Annotated in this window: 14 protein-coding genes; 5 read left to right on the plus strand and 9 right to left on the minus strand. The window is 59.7% G+C overall.

Features of this window, described 5'->3' with window-relative positions; genetic code table 11:
• Window positions 1-70 precede the first annotated feature (70 nt).
• The 8 genes from QRN20_RS14420 to QRN20_RS14455 all read right to left on the minus strand — a co-directional run bounded on the left by QRN20_RS14420 (window position 71) and on the right by QRN20_RS14455 (window position 9,868).
• Window positions 71-1,993 (minus strand): PrkA family serine protein kinase, encoded by a 1,923-nt coding sequence (locus QRN20_RS14420; protein WP_004885332.1) that lies wholly within the window; start codon window positions 1,991-1,993, stop codon window positions 71-73.
• A 283-nt stretch (window positions 1,994-2,276) separates the two neighbouring features.
• The gene (glpE, locus tag QRN20_RS14425) at window positions 2,277-2,600 is read right to left on the minus strand and encodes a thiosulfate sulfurtransferase GlpE (protein WP_004885333.1); all 324 of its coding nucleotides are present in this window, start codon (window positions 2,598-2,600) and stop codon (window positions 2,277-2,279) included.
• A complete protein-coding gene (locus QRN20_RS14430; protein ID WP_096767448.1) occupies window positions 2,597-3,499 on the minus strand; it encodes a symmetrical bis(5'-nucleosyl)-tetraphosphatase in 903 nt (300 codons plus the stop codon). The genes glpE and QRN20_RS14430 overlap by 4 nt, the downstream gene beginning before the upstream one ends.
• On the minus strand, window positions 3,499-3,879 hold the full coding sequence (gene apaG / locus QRN20_RS14435; RefSeq protein ID WP_004885335.1) for a Co2+/Mg2+ efflux facilitator ApaG/CorD: 381 nt from the start codon (window positions 3,877-3,879) through the stop codon (window positions 3,499-3,501). The genes QRN20_RS14430 and apaG overlap by 1 nt, the downstream gene beginning before the upstream one ends.
• 116 nt (window positions 3,880-3,995) lie before the next feature.
• Window positions 3,996-4,802 (minus strand): 16S rRNA (adenine(1518)-N(6)/adenine(1519)-N(6))-dimethyltransferase RsmA, encoded by an 807-nt coding sequence (gene rsmA / locus QRN20_RS14440; RefSeq protein WP_096767449.1) that lies wholly within the window; start codon window positions 4,800-4,802, stop codon window positions 3,996-3,998.
• The gene (gene pdxA, locus QRN20_RS14445; protein WP_058431040.1) at window positions 4,799-5,788 is read right to left on the minus strand and encodes a 4-hydroxythreonine-4-phosphate dehydrogenase PdxA; all 990 of its coding nucleotides are present in this window, start codon (window positions 5,786-5,788) and stop codon (window positions 4,799-4,801) included. The genes rsmA and pdxA overlap by 4 nt, the downstream gene beginning before the upstream one ends.
• Window positions 5,785-7,107: a peptidylprolyl isomerase gene (locus QRN20_RS14450; RefSeq protein WP_058431076.1), complete on the minus strand. Its 1,323-nt coding sequence runs from the start codon at window positions 7,105-7,107 to the stop codon at window positions 5,785-5,787. Before QRN20_RS14450 ends, pdxA begins: the two co-directional genes overlap by 4 nt.
• Window positions 7,088-9,868 (minus strand): LPS-assembly protein LptD, encoded by a 2,781-nt coding sequence (locus QRN20_RS14455; protein WP_122433379.1) that lies wholly within the window; start codon window positions 9,866-9,868, stop codon window positions 7,088-7,090. The genes QRN20_RS14450 and QRN20_RS14455 overlap by 20 nt, the downstream gene beginning before the upstream one ends.
• Window positions 9,869-9,997: 129 nt before the next feature.
• On the opposite strand from QRN20_RS14455, the gene QRN20_RS14460 reads away from it, so the two are divergent.
• The 3 genes from QRN20_RS14460 to QRN20_RS14470 are packed head-to-tail and all read left to right on the plus strand — an operon-like array spanning window position 9,998 to window position 12,503.
• Window positions 9,998-11,023: an aminoglycoside phosphotransferase family protein gene (locus tag QRN20_RS14460; protein WP_122417512.1), complete on the plus strand. Its 1,026-nt coding sequence runs from the start codon at window positions 9,998-10,000 to the stop codon at window positions 11,021-11,023.
• Between the two features lie 41 nt (window positions 11,024-11,064).
• Window positions 11,065-11,739, plus strand: a complete 675-nt coding sequence (gene murU / locus QRN20_RS14465) for an N-acetylmuramate alpha-1-phosphate uridylyltransferase MurU (RefSeq protein WP_088234460.1) — start codon at window positions 11,065-11,067, stop codon at window positions 11,737-11,739.
• Complete coding sequence (locus QRN20_RS14470; RefSeq protein WP_029243368.1) at window positions 11,736-12,503, plus strand: TerB family tellurite resistance protein; 768 nt, start codon at window positions 11,736-11,738, stop codon at window positions 12,501-12,503. Before murU ends, QRN20_RS14470 begins: the two co-directional genes overlap by 4 nt.
• A gap of 341 nt (window positions 12,504-12,844) precedes the next feature.
• On the opposite strand, the gene QRN20_RS14475 is transcribed toward QRN20_RS14470, so the two are convergent.
• Complete coding sequence (locus tag QRN20_RS14475; RefSeq protein ID WP_058431035.1) at window positions 12,845-13,810, minus strand: alpha/beta hydrolase family protein; 966 nt, start codon at window positions 13,808-13,810, stop codon at window positions 12,845-12,847.
• 154 nt (window positions 13,811-13,964) lie between these two features.
• Here QRN20_RS14475 and QRN20_RS14480 point away from each other — a divergent pair, with 154 nt between their 5' ends.
• Together QRN20_RS14480 and QRN20_RS14485 are read left to right on the plus strand one after the other, a co-directional pair.
• Complete coding sequence (locus QRN20_RS14480) at window positions 13,965-15,926, plus strand: sensor histidine kinase (protein ID WP_423242102.1); 1,962 nt, start codon at window positions 13,965-13,967, stop codon at window positions 15,924-15,926.
• Window positions 15,923-16,552: a response regulator gene (locus tag QRN20_RS14485; RefSeq protein WP_004885362.1), complete on the plus strand. Its 630-nt coding sequence runs from the start codon at window positions 15,923-15,925 to the stop codon at window positions 16,550-16,552. Before QRN20_RS14480 ends, QRN20_RS14485 begins: the two co-directional genes overlap by 4 nt.
• Window positions 16,553-16,702: the final 150 nt, after the last annotated feature.

The raw sequence follows: 16,702 nt of genomic DNA on the forward strand, positions 1-16,702 counted from the left end.
TGGCACAAAACAGCACCTCAGACGAACCTGCGTCCGCCTGAGGCTTACAGCCTGCCGCTTGCCGCTGCCATTACTGCGACTTGCGTACGCGCAGATACCATTCGGAGAGTAGACGTACCTGTTTATCGGTGTAGCCCCGTTCAACCATTCGAGTGACAAAGTCGTTGTGCTTCTGCTGGTCTTCCTTGCTGGCCTTGGCATTGAAGCTGATGACCGGCAGCAGGTCCTCGGTGTTGGAGAACATTTTCTTCTCGATCACGACACGCAGCTTCTCGTAGCTAAGCCAGGTCGGGTTCTTGCCGTTGTTGTTGGCGCGGGCGCGCAGCACGAAGTTGACGATCTCGTTGCGGAAATCTTTGGGGTTGCTGATACCGGCCGGTTTCTCGATCTTTTCCAGTTCCTCGTTCAGTGCCACCCGGTTGAGAATCTCGCCGGTCTCCGGATCGCGGTATTCCTGATCCTGAATCCAGAAGTCCGCGTACAGCACGTAACGGTCGAAAATGTTCTGCCCGTACTCGCTGTAGGATTCCAGGTAAGCGGTCTGAATCTCCTTGCCGATGAACTCGATATAACGCGGTGCCAGGTATTCCTTGATAAAGCGCAGATAACGCTCGCGCGTCTCGGCAGGGAATTGCTCCTGTTCGATCTGCTGTTCCAGCACATACAGTAGGTGCACCGGGTTGGCCGCGATTTCATGCGGATCGAAGTTGAACACCTTGGACAGAATCTTGAACGCGAAACGTGTCGACAGACCGTTCATGCCTTCGTCGACGCCCGCGCTGTCGCGGTACTCCTGGATCGACTTGGCTTTCGGATCGGTATCCTTGAGGTTCTCGCCGTCGTACACCCGCATCTTGGAATAGATGTTGGAGTTGTCCGGCTCCTTGAGGCGCGACAGGGTGGTGAACTGCGCCAGCATCTTCAGCGTGTCCGGTGCGCAATGCGCCTTGGACAGAGAGCTATTGAACAACAGCTTGTCGTAGATCTTGATCTCGTCGCTGACCCGCAGGCAATAAGGCACCTTCACGATGTAAATACGGTCGATGAAGGCTTCGTTGTTCTTGTTGTTACGGAAGCTGTGCCATTCCGATTCGTTGGAGTGCGCAAGCAGAATGCCGGTAAACGGAATCGCGCCCAGCCCCTCGGTACTGTTGTAGTTGCCTTCCTGAGTGGCGGTCAGCAATGGGTGCAGGACCTTGATCGGCGCCTTGAACATCTCGACGAATTCCATCAGGCCCTGGTTGGCCCGGCAGAGCGCGCCCGAATAACTGTAGGCGTCGGCGTCATTCTGCGGAAACTCTTCCAGCTTGCGGATATCGACCTTGCCGACCAGCGCCGAGATGTCCTGGTTGTTCTCGTCACCCGGTTCGGTCTTGGCCACAGCGATCTGGTTGAGAACCGATGGATAGAGTTTCACGACCTTGAACTGACTGATGTCGCCCCCGAACTCAGCCAGACGCTTGGTCGCCCAGGGCGACATGATGGTGCTCAGGTAGCGCCGCGGGATGCCGAAGTCTTCTTCGAGAATGGCACCGTCTTCATTGGCATTGAACAGGCCCAATGGCGACTCGAATACCGGCGAGCCCTTGATGGCGTAGAACGGGACTTTTTCGATCAGTTGCTTGAGTTTTTCAGCCAGAGACGATTTACCACCGCCAACCGGGCCGAGCAGATAGAGGATCTGCTTCTTTTCTTCCAGGCCTTGGGCGGCGTGGCGGAAATACGAGACGATCTGATCGATGCATTCTTCCATCCCGTGGAAGTCTGCAAACGCCGGATAGCGACGTATCACCTTGTTGGAGAAAATTCGCGACAGCCGCGAGTTGGCGGAGGTGTCCACCAGCTCAGGTTCGCCTATGGCCAGCAGCAGACGTTCTGCCGCCGAGGCGTATGCGCTGCGATCCTGTTTGCAGAGCTCAAGATACTCCTGCAGCGAGAGCTCTTCCTGACGTGTCGTTTCAAAGCGTTGTTGGAAGTGGCTAAAAATACTCATGACGTCACCTCGCTCGATACGTTGAGCCGGCGGCGGATCGTCAGTCGATGCTGGCAGCAGCTGAGTATCCAGATGCCGTTTACCCCCCAGAACACCATAAAAGTAACTACCGATGACCCACGCGCCGGTGTACCGGCTCTCCCCTGATTTCGGATGGCCTAGGCTAAGGATAGTTCGGATTCGGAAAGATAAAGAAGGGATGAGCGAGAAGACGGGCTGACCGTTCGTCAGTTGGGGCGCGAGCCCGCGTAGAACGCGGGATCGACTGTCATAAAAATATTTTTCAGTTGCCTTGTACGGTTTCGGCCGGAAAAGTCGAGCGCCACAGCTCGAAGCCGCCGTCCACGCTGTACACGTCCGAGAATCCCTGACCCACGAGATAGGCCGCTGCGCTCTGGCTGGAGTTGCCGTGATAGCAGATGACCACAAGGGGCTTGTCCAGATCGGCCTTGGCGATGAAGTCGGCGATCGAGTGGTTGTCCAGGTGCTGTGACTCGGGAATGTGGCTGCTCTCGAATGTCTGGGCGTCACGAACATCGACCACGACCGCGCCTTGCTCGCGCAGTGCCTGAGCCTGTTCGGGGGGGATGCGTTTGAAATCGGTCATTGCGTGGGCTCCTGAGCCTGTGGCTGCTGATGACGGCTGGCGTCTGCCGGTATTCGGGTGATGGTCGGTGTTGCTACGTGGCCGACAGCATCGCAATTGCATTGATGACGTTCAAGGGTGTCGACGTTGAGCAGCGTCATGGCGCCGCCCCACACGCAGCCGCTGTCGAGCGCGAAGACGTCCGGCTCGTCACAGCGACCTTCAAGTGCCGCCCAGTGCCCGAAGATGATCTTTACCGAGCGGGTTTTGCGGTTCTTGTGACTGAACCAGGGCGCATAGCCAGGCTTGGCCGTCTCGACGCCTTCCTTGCCCTTGAGGTCGAGCTTGCCATCGCTGGTACAGAAACGCATACGCGTGAAGTAGTTGGTGATGACCCGTAGCCGGGTGACGCCGTTCAGATCGTTGTCCCACTTGGCAGGCTCGTTGCCGTACATGCCGTCCAGAAACGGTTCATACAGGTTGTCGTCCTGCAGGGCCTGTTCGACTTCGGCCGCATGCTTGAGTGCTTTCTTCAGCGACCACTGCGGTGCGATTCCGGCGTGGACCATCGCGACGTTGCGCGATTCGTCGTAATGCATCAGTTTCTGCTGGCGTATCCAGCCCAGCAGCTGGTCACGATCCGGCGCTTCCAGGATCTCACGCAGCGTGTCGCCTTTTTTCAGGCGCTCGATGTTGCGAGCGGCGGCCAGCAGGTGCAGGTCATGATTGCCCAGTACGCAGACCAACGATTGACGGATGCCGTACAGGAACCGGAGTGTCTCCAGCGACTGGGGGCCGCGGTTGACCAGGTCGCCCACCAGCCACAACTGATCCTTTTCAGGGTCGAACTGCACATCGTCAAGCAGGCACTTCAGCGGATCCAGGCAACCTTGCAGGTCGCCTACGGCGTACACCGCCATCAGTGAAGGGCACCCGGAACGGCAAGGCGGAACGGGGCGATGACGGCGTCGAAGCGTTTACCGTCTTCGGCCAGCATCTGATACGAGCCCTGCATGTTGCCGACCTTGGTCGTCATCACAGTGCCGCTGCTGTACGTGTGGCTCTGACCAGCCTTGATCAGCGGTTGCTGGCCCACCACGCCTTCGCCGCGGACTTCTTCGACGTGACCGTCGCCATCCGTGATGACCCAGTGCCGGGACAACAGCTTGGCAGGCAGCTCGCCATTGTTCTGGACCGTGATGGTGTAGGCGAACGCGAAGCGATTCTGCTCGGGTTGGGACTGTTCTGCGAGGAAGCGCGTGACGACGCTGACGTCGACCTGATAACGGGAATCGGACATTCAGTAGGCCTTGAAATCCATAGCGAAAAAAACGGAGTGCTCAACAGCAGCATCAGTCTAGGACAAGTAAACGGAAAATGACCAATGGCCGTCAGCCGTTTACCTGTTACCAATGCTTACTCCGCGAGGGCTTTCTCGCCCAGCTTGTCGGACAGACGAACGAAAGCGGCCAGGTCCAGTTGCTCCGGACGCAGACTGCCGTCTACACCCGCAGCGGTGATGTCATCACTGCTCAACAGCAGTTTCAAGGTGTTGCGCAGGGTCTTGCGACGCTGGTTGAAGGCTTCACGTACGACGCGCTCCAGCAGGCGGTGATCCTTGGCCGGGTGGGGCAGGGTTTCGTGCGGCACGAGGCGCACAATGGCCGAGTCCACTTTGGGCGGCGGGTTGAACGCACCAGGCCCCACGTTGAACAGGTGCTCTACGCGACAGTGATACTGGACCATGATCGACAGGCGACCCCAGTCACCGCCGCCAGGGCCGGCTGCAAGGCGCTCGACCACTTCCTTCTGCAACATGAAGTGCATGTCGCGGATCAGACCGGCGTTCTGCAAAAGGTGGAAGATCAGCGGCGTCGAGATGTTGTACGGCAGGTTGCCGACGACCCTCAGGCTGCGCGGCTCGGCACCCAGGCTGTTGAAGTCGAACTTCAGCGCATCACCCTGATGCAGGTTGAAGTTCGGCTTGCCGGCGAACTGGCTGTTGAGGATCGGGATCAGGTCCTTGTCCAGCTCCACGACATCGAGGCGGGCACCGCTGTTGAGCAGGCCTTCCGTCAATGCGCCCTGGCCCGGACCGATTTCCAGCAGGCGGTCTTCGGGTTTGGCACGAATCGCGCGCAGGATCTTGTCGATAACGCCTGCGTCGTGCAGGAAGTTCTGCCCGAAACGCTTGCGCGCCCGGTGTTGGTATAGCTCGGTCATGAATGGGTCTCGGCCATCTGGTAGGCGGTTTGCAGTGCGACGTGCAGGCTGCCGGTGTCGATCTTGCCACTGCCCGCCAGGTCCAGCGCGGTGCCGTGGTCGACGGACGTACGAATGATCGGCAGGCCCAGCGTCACATTGACGGCTGCGCCGAAGCCTTTGTACTTCAGTACGGGCAGGCCCTGATCGTGGTACATCGCCAGCACCGCATCGCAGTGCTCCAGATATTTGGGGGTAAACAGAGTGTCGGCAGGCAGCGGACCACGCAGGTCCAGGCCGTCGCTGCGCAGACGCTCCAGAGTCGGTTCGATGATGTCGATTTCCTCGCGCCCCAGATGCCCGCTCTCGCCTGCATGCGGATTGAGACCGCACACCAGGATGCGCGGGTGAGGGATGCCGAACTTGTTCACCAGATCGGCATGCAGGATGCGCGTGACGCGTTCCAGCCGGTCCGGGGTAATGGCATCGGCCACATCGCGCAACGGCAGGTGTGTGGTGACCAGTGCAACTCGCAAGTCACCCGTGGCCAGCATCATCACGACCTGTTCGGTATGGGTCAGTTCGGCGAGGAATTCGGTGTGTCCGGAGAAGGCAAAGCCGCCTTCGTTGATCACGCCCTTGTGCACCGGGGCGGTAATCATGCCGCTGAACAGGCCGTCGAGGCAGCCTTGTCCGGCGCGTGTCAGGGTTTGCAGCACGAACCCGGCGTTGGCCGTGTTCAGTTGACCCGTTACCACTGGGGCTGCCAGCGGTGTATCCCAGACATACAGGCTGCCCGCAGGGGCGGGCGAGTCGGGGAGGGCATCTGGCATCACGTCGAGCAGGTTGACGGCCACGCCCAGTTGCGCGGCCCGCTCGGTGAGCAGGTCGCGGCTGGTAATGGCAATCAGGGGGTGTGGCTGAGGCTGCGTGGCGAGCAGCAGGCAAAGGTCGGGACCTATGCCAGCCGGCTCGCCGGGTGTCAGGGCGAAGCGCTTTGGTTTCACTGAGCAGCCTGGGCTGCGCCAGGAAGCTTGATTTCAACGTACGCTTCGTCACGGATCTGACGCAGCCAGGTTTGCAGCTCTTCGTCGTACTTGCGGTTACGCAGTACGTTCAACGCTTGCTGATCACGAGCCTGACTGGTGGCGTCCGTGGCGCGACGGCCCAGAACTTCCAGAACGTGCCAGCCATAAGCAGTCTTGAACGGTTTGGAGACCACGCCCTGAGGCGTCTCGGTCATCACTTCGCGGAACTCTGGAACCAGCGAGTTGGGATCGACCCAGTTCAGGTCACCGCCGTTGAGCGCCGAACCCGGATCTTCCGAGAAACTCTTCGCCAGTTCGCCGAAATCTTCACCGTTTTCGATGCGGTTATAGATCTTGGCAGCCAGACGCTTGGTTTCTTCTTCGCTGCGGATTTCGCTTGGCTTGATCAGGATGTGGCGCACATGCACTTCATCGCGCATTTGAGCCTGACCCTGTCCACCGCGCTTTTCCAGCAGCTTGAGGATGATGAAGCCGCCCGGTGTGCGCGCCGGAGGCGTCACGTCACCAATTGGCATCGAGCTGAGCATGTCGCCGAACGGAGGTGGCAACTGGGCTGCCTTGCGCCAGCCCATGTCGCCGCCTTCCAGCGCGCTTTCGCTCGACGATTTGGCAATCGCCATCTGTGCGAAGTCGGCGCCTTTCTTCAACTGGTCGTAAACGTCCTTGGCCCTGCGCGCTGCCGCCTGAATGGCATCGGACGATGCACTGTCAGGTGTGGCGATCATGATGTTGGCCAGGTGAAACTCTTCGGACAGCTGAGCCTTGCCCAGATCGGAGGCCAGGAAGTTCTTCACTTCCTGCTCGGAGACCTGGATACGCTCGGCCACACGACGCTGGCGCACACGGCTGATGATCATCTCGCGACGAACCTGCTCGCGTGCATCGTTGTATGACAGACCGTCATGGGCCAGTGCTGCACGGAACTGGTCAACGCTCATGTTGTTGCGCTGAGCGATGGTGCCGATGGCCTGATTCAGTTCTTCGTCAGTGACGCGAATGCCGGAGCGCTCGCCAATCTGCAACTGCAGGTTTTCCAGAATCAGACGATCCAGAACCTGCTGCTGCAGTGCTTCGGCAGGCGGTACGCCCGACCCGCGCTTGGCGATGGTTTGCTGAACTTCACGAACACGCTGGTCCATCTGGCTTTTCATGATCACGTCGTTGTCGACGATGGCCACGACACTGTCCAGAGGCTGAACCGCTGCATGCACCGCACCGCTCAGGAGTAACGCGCCCAGCATCAGCGGGCGCAGACAATCAGAAAGCTTGGTCTTCACGTTCACGATAACCTTGGATGCCTTTGTCGAGGAAGCTCTCTACTTTGGCGCCGGTCACGCCGCCGAGTCCCTTCAACACGATTTGTAGGAATATGCCGCGGTCGCCTTTTTCGTTCTGAGGCGCTTCCTGGCTGAACTCGTCGTAATCAATCCAGTAACGGTTGATCAGACGCAGCTTCCAGCAGCAGTTGTCGTATTCGAAACCACCAAAGGCCTCGATGGTACGGTCGCGGTTGTAGTCATACTGCCAGCGGCTGATGAGGTTCCACTGCGGGACAATCGGCCAGATGACCGAGAAGTCATACTGCTGGATCTTGTAGTAGTCCTTCACGTAGTTCGCATCACCCGGCGAGCCGTAATCGCCACCGCCCACGGTCCAGCGGCCAGTTGTCTGGTCGAAACGGATCTGGTCATTGCGGTAGCGGAAGCCGGCGTTGACGACCTTGTTCGGGTCGTCTTCAGGCTGGTAGTGGAACATCGCGCTGGCCGAACGGGTGCTCTTGCTGTCCGGATCCCAGTTGAAGTCGGAGTTGAACCGCCAGTCGCGGTTGAAGCGGAAAGCGTATTCGAGGGCGTACGGCGAAACGTTGGCCTTGGCATCGTCACGATCGGCAAAGGTGATGCCGGGCAACTGGACCTCGCGGTCTTTGAAATAGATCGCCTGGCCAATGCTGAACGTCTGACGCTCAAAGCCGTTGTCTTCGATCCAGCGGTTGGTTATGCCCAGCGACAGCTTGTTCTCGTCACCAATACGGTCGACACCACTGAACCGGTTGTCGCGGAACAGGGACGAGTAGTTGAACGTGCTTTCACCCGAATCGAAAACCGGAATATCGGTCTGGTCTTTCTTGGGAACATAAAGATAGAACAGACGTGGTTCGAGGGTCTGGCGATAGTTCTTGCCGAACCATTGCGTGTTGCGGTCGAAGTACAGGCCGCTGTCGACACTGAAGATCGGTACGCTGCGGCTTTGGCTGCTGCTGTACTCTTCGTCAGCCAGCAGTGAGGTCTTGCCCAGGCCGTCCAGACTCAGATCGTATTGGGTGTAGACATACTTGAGCTTCGGCGTGATGAAACCGTAGGTCCAGTTCATCGGCAAGCTGACCGATGGTGCCAGGTTCAGACGGTCACCGTTTGCACGTGCAAGCCCCGCAACGTTTGTGTCCAGACGACGTGAAGAGATGCCGTTTTCATCAACGAAGTTGCCATCGCGCAAATCACGTTCGAAACGAACCGCCTCTGTCTGATAGTCGAACTTCAACCCGCCCGGGTTGTAAGGCAGGGTACCGTTGAAGGTGATCTGCGGCAGGCGGTTGTAAGGCGTGATGTTTGCAACGGTCGCGAGCTTGTACGCCTGAGCGTTGAAGTACGCCGAGTAGTAATCACCGCGATACGTCAGGGAGCCCTGTTGATTGATGAAGTCGGTTCTGCTCACTCCGATCTGATCGGTTTCCAGGTCCTGGAAGTAGTAAGGGTCACTGATATCGGTGTAGTCGACCTTGGTCAGCCAGCGCGAATCAAGCCCGCCCGTGTGCTGCCAGTTGATCATCCAGCGCGTCTTGTCGTAGTCCGACTGCAGCTTGCGCTCGTCGTCTTCGTCGTTCAGGTAGCCGCCACCGAACTGGCCTTCGCTGCTCTTGGTCAGGTAGCGGAACTCGCCTTCCATCAAGAGGCCGCGCTTGGCCATATAGCGTGGGTACAACGTGGCGTCGTAGTTCGGCGCCAGGTTGAAGTAGTAAGGCGTGACCAGCGTGAAACCGGTGTCGCTGCCTGTACCGATGGTAGGCGGCAGGAAACCGGACTGGCGACGGTCGTCGATCGGGAAGTAGATGTACGGCGTGTAGAGTACCGGTACGTCCTTGACCCGCAGCGTCACGTTGGTCGCGGTGCCGAAACCGGTGGCCGGGTTCAGCGTGATGTTGTTGCCTTTGAGCGTCCAGGCGTTGCTGTTCGGCTCGCACGTGGTGTATGTGCCGTCCTTGAGGCGAATGATCGCGTTCTCGGCACGCTTGGCGTACAGAGCGTTACCGCGAATGTTCGACTTGTGCAGGACGTACTCGGCGTTGTCGACACGGGCTTCGCCGGTGTCGAGCTGCAGTTCGGCCTTGTCGCCGACGATCAGTGCGCCGTTGTCACGCAGACGCACGTCACCGTTCAGCTCGCCACGGTTCTCGGCCTGATGCAGGGCGGCTTCCTGAGCCTGAACCTGCATGCTGCCTTGACGCAACACGACGTCACCAGCGAGGGTCGCAACCTGTGCTTCCTGCTCGTAACGCGAGGCTTTTGCACCGACGAACATCGGTGCATCGCTCATTTTCGTCTTGTCGTCCATGCCCGGGCGAATCGGCTCTACGTAGGCACCCGAGCAATACGGACCGGTTTCGGCCAGTTGCGCTGCGGTGAGCTTTTCACGAGGAACCCAATCGAGGTGACTGTAGTCAGCACTACGCGACCTCAGGCCTTTGCCCTTGGCTTCGGTCACCAGTTGCGTGGTCGCAACCGGTTCGCCGGCGGAAGTGCTTTCCGAGGTCACAGTACCGTTGGAACTGACCGACGTCGTGCTGTGCACGGGGCGCGGAGGCAGTTCAACGGCAGCGGTGCCGGATTTAGGCGCACAATTCCAGGCACCCGAAGCAGAGACTGAGCAGTCATACTGTTCCGCGGCAACCACGAATTGAGTGGCCAGAGGTTGCATCGCCAGCAGACTGCCGGTTACGAGCAACGGAAATTTTTTACGAAACGCGGGGGATTTCAATGCCATCTTATTAGTCCGGGCTTCCTGCGCGCCATCTGCCCGCGGGGGGGCCGCACGCCTCTCGATGGGCTGAAAAAGATTCCGGATAATAAAGCATGACCCGCTTGACGGCTAGCGCCGTCGGAGACCCTTGTAATGCCAGATCAAGATATACGCCTGCAATCCCTGAAAGTTTGGCTGGATAAGCAGTTGCCAGCGCTGTTCTCCGCGCACAATTGGGGCGCCGTACCCCCGGCCACGTTGACTGCGGCCAGTAGCGACGCGAGTTTTCGCCGTTATTTCCGTTGGGAGGGCGAAGGGCGAACTTTTATTGTGATGGACGCGCCGCCACCCCAGGAAAACTGCAAACCGTTTGTGGATATCGCTCATTTGCTGGAAAAGTCCGGCATAAATGTTCCGAAAATTTATGCCGAGGACCTCGCGCAGGGCTTTTTGCTGCTCAATGATCTGGGGCGTCAGACTTATCTGGACGTGATCGATGCCGATAACGCGGATATGTTATTTGCCGACGCCATCGAGTCGTTGCTGGCTTATCAACAATTGCCGATGGATGCGCCGTTGCCCAGCTATGACGTGGCCTTGCTGCGCCGTGAACTGGAGCTGTTTCCCGAGTGGTACGTGAAGCGTCATCTGGGCATCGACATGGACGAGGCGCAACTGGCTGACTGGCAGCAGGCCAGCGACCTGCTGATCGAAAGTGCGCTGATACAACCCAAGGTGCTGGTGCATCGCGACTATATGCCTCGGAACCTGATGATCAGCGAGCCCAATCCGGGCGTGCTGGATTTTCAGGATGCCGTGTATGGCCCAGTCACCTACGACATCACCTGCCTGTTCAAGGATGCGTTCCTGAGTTGGCCGCAGGAGCGCGTCAGCGACTGGTTGAAAATCTACTGGGACAAGGCGCGGGCGCTGGGCATTCCGGTCCATGAAGACTTCGCTGCGTTCGAGCGGGCCAGCGACCTGATGGGCGTACAGCGTCACTTGAAAGTCATCGGCATCTTCGCGCGTATCTGTCATCGCGATGGCAAGCCGCGTTATCTGGGCGACGTTCCACGCTTTTTCGCCTATATAGAAGCCGTTCTTTCGCGACGTCCGGAACTGGCGCAACTGGGTCAGTTGCTGACCAGCCTGCAGCAGCCGGTCGAGACAGCCGTCTGACTCATTTTGAAAAAGGTACCGATTGTGTTGAAGAGGATTGCATGAAAGCGATGATTCTCGCTGCCGGGAAAGGCGAGCGCATGCGCCCGTTGACCCTGCACACGCCAAAACCTCTGGTGCGCGCAGGTGGTGTGCCTTTGATCGAATATCACCTCAATGCTTTGCGTGAGGCCGGGTTCCACGATCTGGTCATCAACCATGCGTGGCTGGGTCAGCAGATCGAAGACTGGCTTGGCGACGGCCAGCGCTTCGGCCTGAACATCCGTTACTCCCCTGAAGGTGAGCCGTTGGAAACAGGTGGCGGCATCTTCCGCGCCCTCCCTTTGCTGGGCGACGAGCCGTTTGTGGTGGTCAATGGCGACATCTGGACGGACTACGACTTCGCCTCGCTGCGTCGACCGTTGACGGGGCTTGCGCATCTGGTGTTGATCGACAACCCGGCGCATCACCCGACGGGGGATTTCTCGCTGGTTGACGGTCAGGTACTCGATGACGACTCGGCTGGGCATCGCCTCACCTACAGCGGTATCGCGATTTTGCATCCTGAACTGTTCGCCGGTTGCGAGGCGGGCGCGTTCAAGCTGGCGCCGTTGCTGCGTGATGCCATGCGTGAAGGGCAGGTAACCGGTGAGCATTTCAGCGGGCGCTGGGTGGATGTCGGTACTCATGAACGGCTGGCTGAAGTGGAGCAGTTGCTGGCGGGACGTACTGAATGATCTGGCCGGGCACACTGGCAGGCGCTGGTATCGGGTACGCGATTGCCGACATACCCGGTGCGATGCTGGGCGCCTTGCTGGGGCAGGCGCTGGACCGTCGATTGAAACTGTACAGCTGGGCACATCTGCGTGAGCGGCTGGGTGGTCGCCCGGCTGTTCATGACGACGAGTTGCTGTTTGTGCTGCTGGGGCGCCTGGCCAAATGTGACGGGCGCGTGGTCGCCAGTCACATCCATCAGGCGCGGGTCGAGATGCAACGACTGAGCATGGACAAGGCGGGTCAGTTGCGTGCAATCAATGCGTTCAAGCGCGGCAAGGACGGATCCGATGGACTGCGCAGTTATCTGCGCGGTTTGCGTGATCAATCGGACAAGGCCGAAGGATTGTTACGTGCCTGTTGGCGCATGGCGTGGGCCGATGGCAAGGCGTCCCGGGCCGAGCGCGAGCTGATTGGCGTGTGGGGCATGTGGCTGGGCTGGACCGAGCCGCAGATCGAGGCGCTGGCCGCCGAACATGATCCGATGAAGCGGCCGTCAATCGGCAGTATTGACGCCTACAAGGGTGCACTGCTGTTGCTGGGCGTAAAGGCCGACACCGATCCTGTGACCATCAAGCGTGCCTACCGGCGGCTGCTCAGCCGCCACCACCCGGACAAGATCGCAGGCTCGGGCGCCAGCTCATTGCAGGTGCGTGTAGCGACCGAGAAAACCAGCGAACTGCACAACGCCTATCGACTGATCAAGGCGCGTCGCGGGTTTCAGTGATGATGCTCACCCCTATGAGTGGGAGGCGGCTTGCCGGCGATGCAGTCGACGCGGCATGTCAGGAAAGTCGCGTCATCGTTCATCGCCGGCAAGCCGCCTCTTATCAAACAACCTGCAACCCACTGAAGAAACTGGATTTTGTGGGAGCGGACTTGTCCGCGAAGGGGTGGTGCAGACGATGAAGGTTCAGCGACTGAAATGCAGCATTCGCGGACAAGTTCGCTCCCACGACGCCCGGTGTTTGCTGCGCGACAGCGCTACGTCGGAGACGTGGTGGGGCCTCCCCCAATCTGGTGATTGCTACGGACAGCGTGTTTCAACACGCCAAGAGCATCCCCGGCCTATTTGGCCTCGACCCATCCGCGAACCCGGCGGAACAGTTGTTCCTGCTCTGTCTCTGCATTGCCTGCAATATTGATCAGCCCGATTTGTGTGAAGCCCGGTCCCTTGGCGCGTTTGCTGGCCTGGAGGCGTTCGGTCGCTGCCTGCTGGGGCGGGTTTTTGTAGATGAAGTCGGCGGTATTGACCTTCAGCGTGGGCACCATGTCCAGCAGTGACGGTGGCGTGTCGAGCGGTTCGCGTGCGGCCACCAACACCAGTTTCTGCACCAGAGGCGACGGGCGCTCGCTCATGTAGCGCGTCGCCCAATAAGCGCCGCTGCTGTGGCCGAGCAATACGATGCTGTGCGCCTTGTTCTGCTGCGCAAAGGCAATCGCGCTATCAATGCGGGCAAAGACCCTTTCAGCCTGGGCCTTGTTGCGTTCTTCATCGGCCGCTGCCTTGGCCGTGTCGGCGCTGGCCTGGGCTTCTGCCTCGGCGGCCGCATCCTTGGCAGGCGCATCCTTTGGCGCTTCCTTGGGTTTTTCAGCGCTGGCGTCGCCGGTCGCGGCGTCAGTGTCACGCGGCATCAGCGCAGTGTCCTGTGCGTCCGGTAAGGTGACGCTCAGGCTGGACCAGCCGACATTGGGAAACTTGCGTCGCAGCGGGCCGACCACGTCGGGCCAGTCCGGCGATTCGCCTGCGCCAGGCAGGATAATGACGGCACCTTGCGGCTCGTCAGTGTTGGCCGGTTTCCAGAGCGCCAGAAAGCTTTCGTCGCCTGCCTGCAGTTGCTGCTGATCCTCTTTGGGCAGTTGACGCTCAAGCGCGATGGCATCTTCCTGCGCGCGGCTGGGCAGTGGCGCGCGCTCTTCGGGAGCGTCTTTGGCCGCGTCCTTTGGTGCATCTGCTGCCAGGGCAGGCAGGGCACAAGGAATGATCAATGACAGAAACAATGCAGGAAACATTGCGCGAATGGTGTGGGACATCGGATATTCCAAGCCAGAAACGATACCGGCAGCCTAATGGGTTGATCGGCTTTTGTCAGGCGTGAGCCTGGGCGCACTACCTCTATATGAGAACGACACGTTGCTAACTCGTCTTCGGTGCATCGGTTTTATCGGCTGCCTGGCTGTGCTCTTGATGGCGCAGGCGGCAAATGCACAGTTCGATGCATCTGACATTGCTGCACGTGCCCAACTGAGTCCGGTGCAGCGCGACTGGCTGAAACAGCATGGCCCGTTGCGCGTCGGCCTTGTCCTGCGTGCGCCCTATGCGCAGTTCGATCAGCGCCTGCAGCAGTTGTCGGGGGCCAACGTCGAGTTCATGAATGCCCTGGCGGCCACGCTGCCGGTGGAATTGCTGTGGCGAAATTTCGCTGATCAGGCTGCGCTCGAGAAAGCGCTGGCCGAGGGCGAAGTGGACGTTGCGCCTGGTCTGACCCAAACGCCTGCAGGACTCAAGCTCTGGCTGTTCTCCGATCCCTATCTGCGAGTGTCCCAGTTGTTGATCGGCGAACGGGACGGCAGCACCGCCGTGGATCTGGACAAGCTCGACAGTCTCTCCCGAGTGGCGGTGCGCATGCCCAGCGCCACGGCCGATTACCTGCGCAGCAATTACCCGCACCTGAATCTGCAAGGCGTACCGCTGGAGCGTCAGGCCTTGCAGTTGCTGCTCAGTCAGCAGGCGCGCTATGCCGTGGCCGATGAAGCCCAGCTCAGTCGCCTGCTGCGGGAGCCCGAGTTTGCAGGTCTTGCGGTGGTGGGCGACATCGGCCTGCCGCTGTTGCTGAGGGTCGCGTCGCGCCGGGATGCCCCGGAGCTTGCGGACATCATCGGTGAAGCGTTGCGTGCCATTCCGGCCAGAGAACTGGACCAACTGCACACCCGCTGGATGCCGCTGACGCCTTCGCATTTCATCGAATCACCGGGCCTCTGGCAGAACCTGTGCATCCTGCTGCTGGTGATGCTGCTGGCCTGTTTCGCCATCGTGATCTGGCAACGTCGTCAGCAGCAGGCGCTCGAGCAGGAGTTGCTCACGGCCCGCGATGACATCGCCCGCCGGGTGCAAGGCGAGGAGTCGCTACGGTTGGCGCAGTTTTCCATCGACCAGAGCACCGTCGGCATTCTCTGGGTCAACTGGGACAGCCGCGTGCGCTACGCCAACCGGGCGGCAGAAACCATGCTCGGTTATGCGCCGGGTAAAGTCGTCGAAAGGCCCTTGATTGATTTCGATCCCAGCCTGCATATGGATCGCTGGCTCAACCTGTGGAAAAACGCTCGCTCGACTGAAGAAAGCCCGCAGTTGTTCGAGACCAATTGTGTGCGCGCCGACGGCAGCGTATTGCCAGTCGATGTGTCGCTGAGCTTTCTGCGCTTTCGCGAGGCGGAATATCTGGTGGTCTTCCTCAGCGATGTCAGCGAACGACGTCGCGCTCATGATCAGTTGCGTGAACTGTCGGCTCACCTGGAAAGCGTGCGTGAAGAAGAAAAAGCCAGAATTGCCCGCGAGGTCCACGACGAACTGGGGCAGATGCTGACCGTGCTCAAGCTGGAAACCTCAATGTGCGAACTGGCCTACGCCGATCTGGACCCAGGCCTGAGAGAACGGCTGGGCAGCATGAAGAAGCTGATCGCGCAGTTGTTCCAGTTGGTACGCGATGTGGCGACCGCGCTCAGACCGCCGATTCTCGATGCGGGCATTGCGTCGGCCATCGAGTGGCAGGCCCGGCGTTTCGAGGCGCGCACGCAGATCCCGTGTCTGGTGCAGGTTCCGGATAATCTGCCATCGCTCAGCGATGCGAAGGCGACGGGGATGTTCAGGATTCTTCAGGAGGCGCTGACCAATGTGATGCGTCACGCGCAGGCGCACACGGTCGAAATCAGCCTGACGCTCGAGCGCGACATGCTCTGCATGACGGTTGCCGACGACGGGCAGGGCTTTGTCATCGAGTCCGGCAGGTCGGCGTCGTTCGGCGTGGTCGGGATGCGCGAGCGGGTATTGATGCTGGGCGGTCGATTGGAACTGGACAGCGAGCTGGGTGAGGGCACAACCTTGCGCGCCTACATTCCGTTGGACCCCGCTGGACAGGAGCGAGCAAAGTGATCCGTGTACTGGTAGCCGAAGACCACACCATCGTGCGTGAGGGCATCAAACAGTTGATCGGCCTGGCCAAGGACCTGCAGGTGGTGGGCGAGGCGAGCAATGGCGAGCAACTGCTGGAGACGCTGCGCCACGTGGCTTGCGAGGTGGTGCTGCTGGATATTTCCATGCCGGGCGTCAACGGACTTGAAGCGATCCCGAGAATTCGCGCCTTGAACAATCCGCCAGCCATTCTGGTGCTGTCGATGCATGACGAGGCGCAGATGGCGGCCCGCGCCTTGAAAGTCGGTGCCGCAGGTTACGCCACCAAGGACAGCGATCCGGCGCTGCTGCTGACGGCGATCCGTCGCGTGGCGGCAGGCGGGCGTTACATCGACCCCGAACTGGCCGACCGCATGGTGTTCGAGGTGGGCCTTACCGACAACCGCCCGTTGCACTCGCTGCTGTCAGAGCGCGAATTTTCGGTATTCGAACGACTGGCCCAGGGCGCGAACGTCAACGACATCGCCCAGCAACTGGCACTGAGCAGCAAGACCATCAGCACCCATAAGGCGCGCCTGATGCAGAAAATGAAGCTCAACTCGCTGGCTGATCTTGTGAAATATGCGATGGAGCACAAGCTGCTCTGAGTCTGAAAACGACATGTATCAGAGTTCTGGACACCGACCCGTGGGAGCGGACTTGTCCGCGAAGAATGGGTTAGGCGACGCAGATGCTCAGGGTTGGCTACTTTTCGCGGACAAGTCCGCTCCCACCTGATTCCGCGCAGTTTAGAAGAC

The sequence above is a fragment of the Pseudomonas sp. fls2-241-TYG-175 genome (assembly GCF_030209155.1).
GTDB classification, from domain to species: domain Bacteria; phylum Pseudomonadota; class Gammaproteobacteria; order Pseudomonadales; family Pseudomonadaceae; genus Aquipseudomonas; species Aquipseudomonas viridiflava.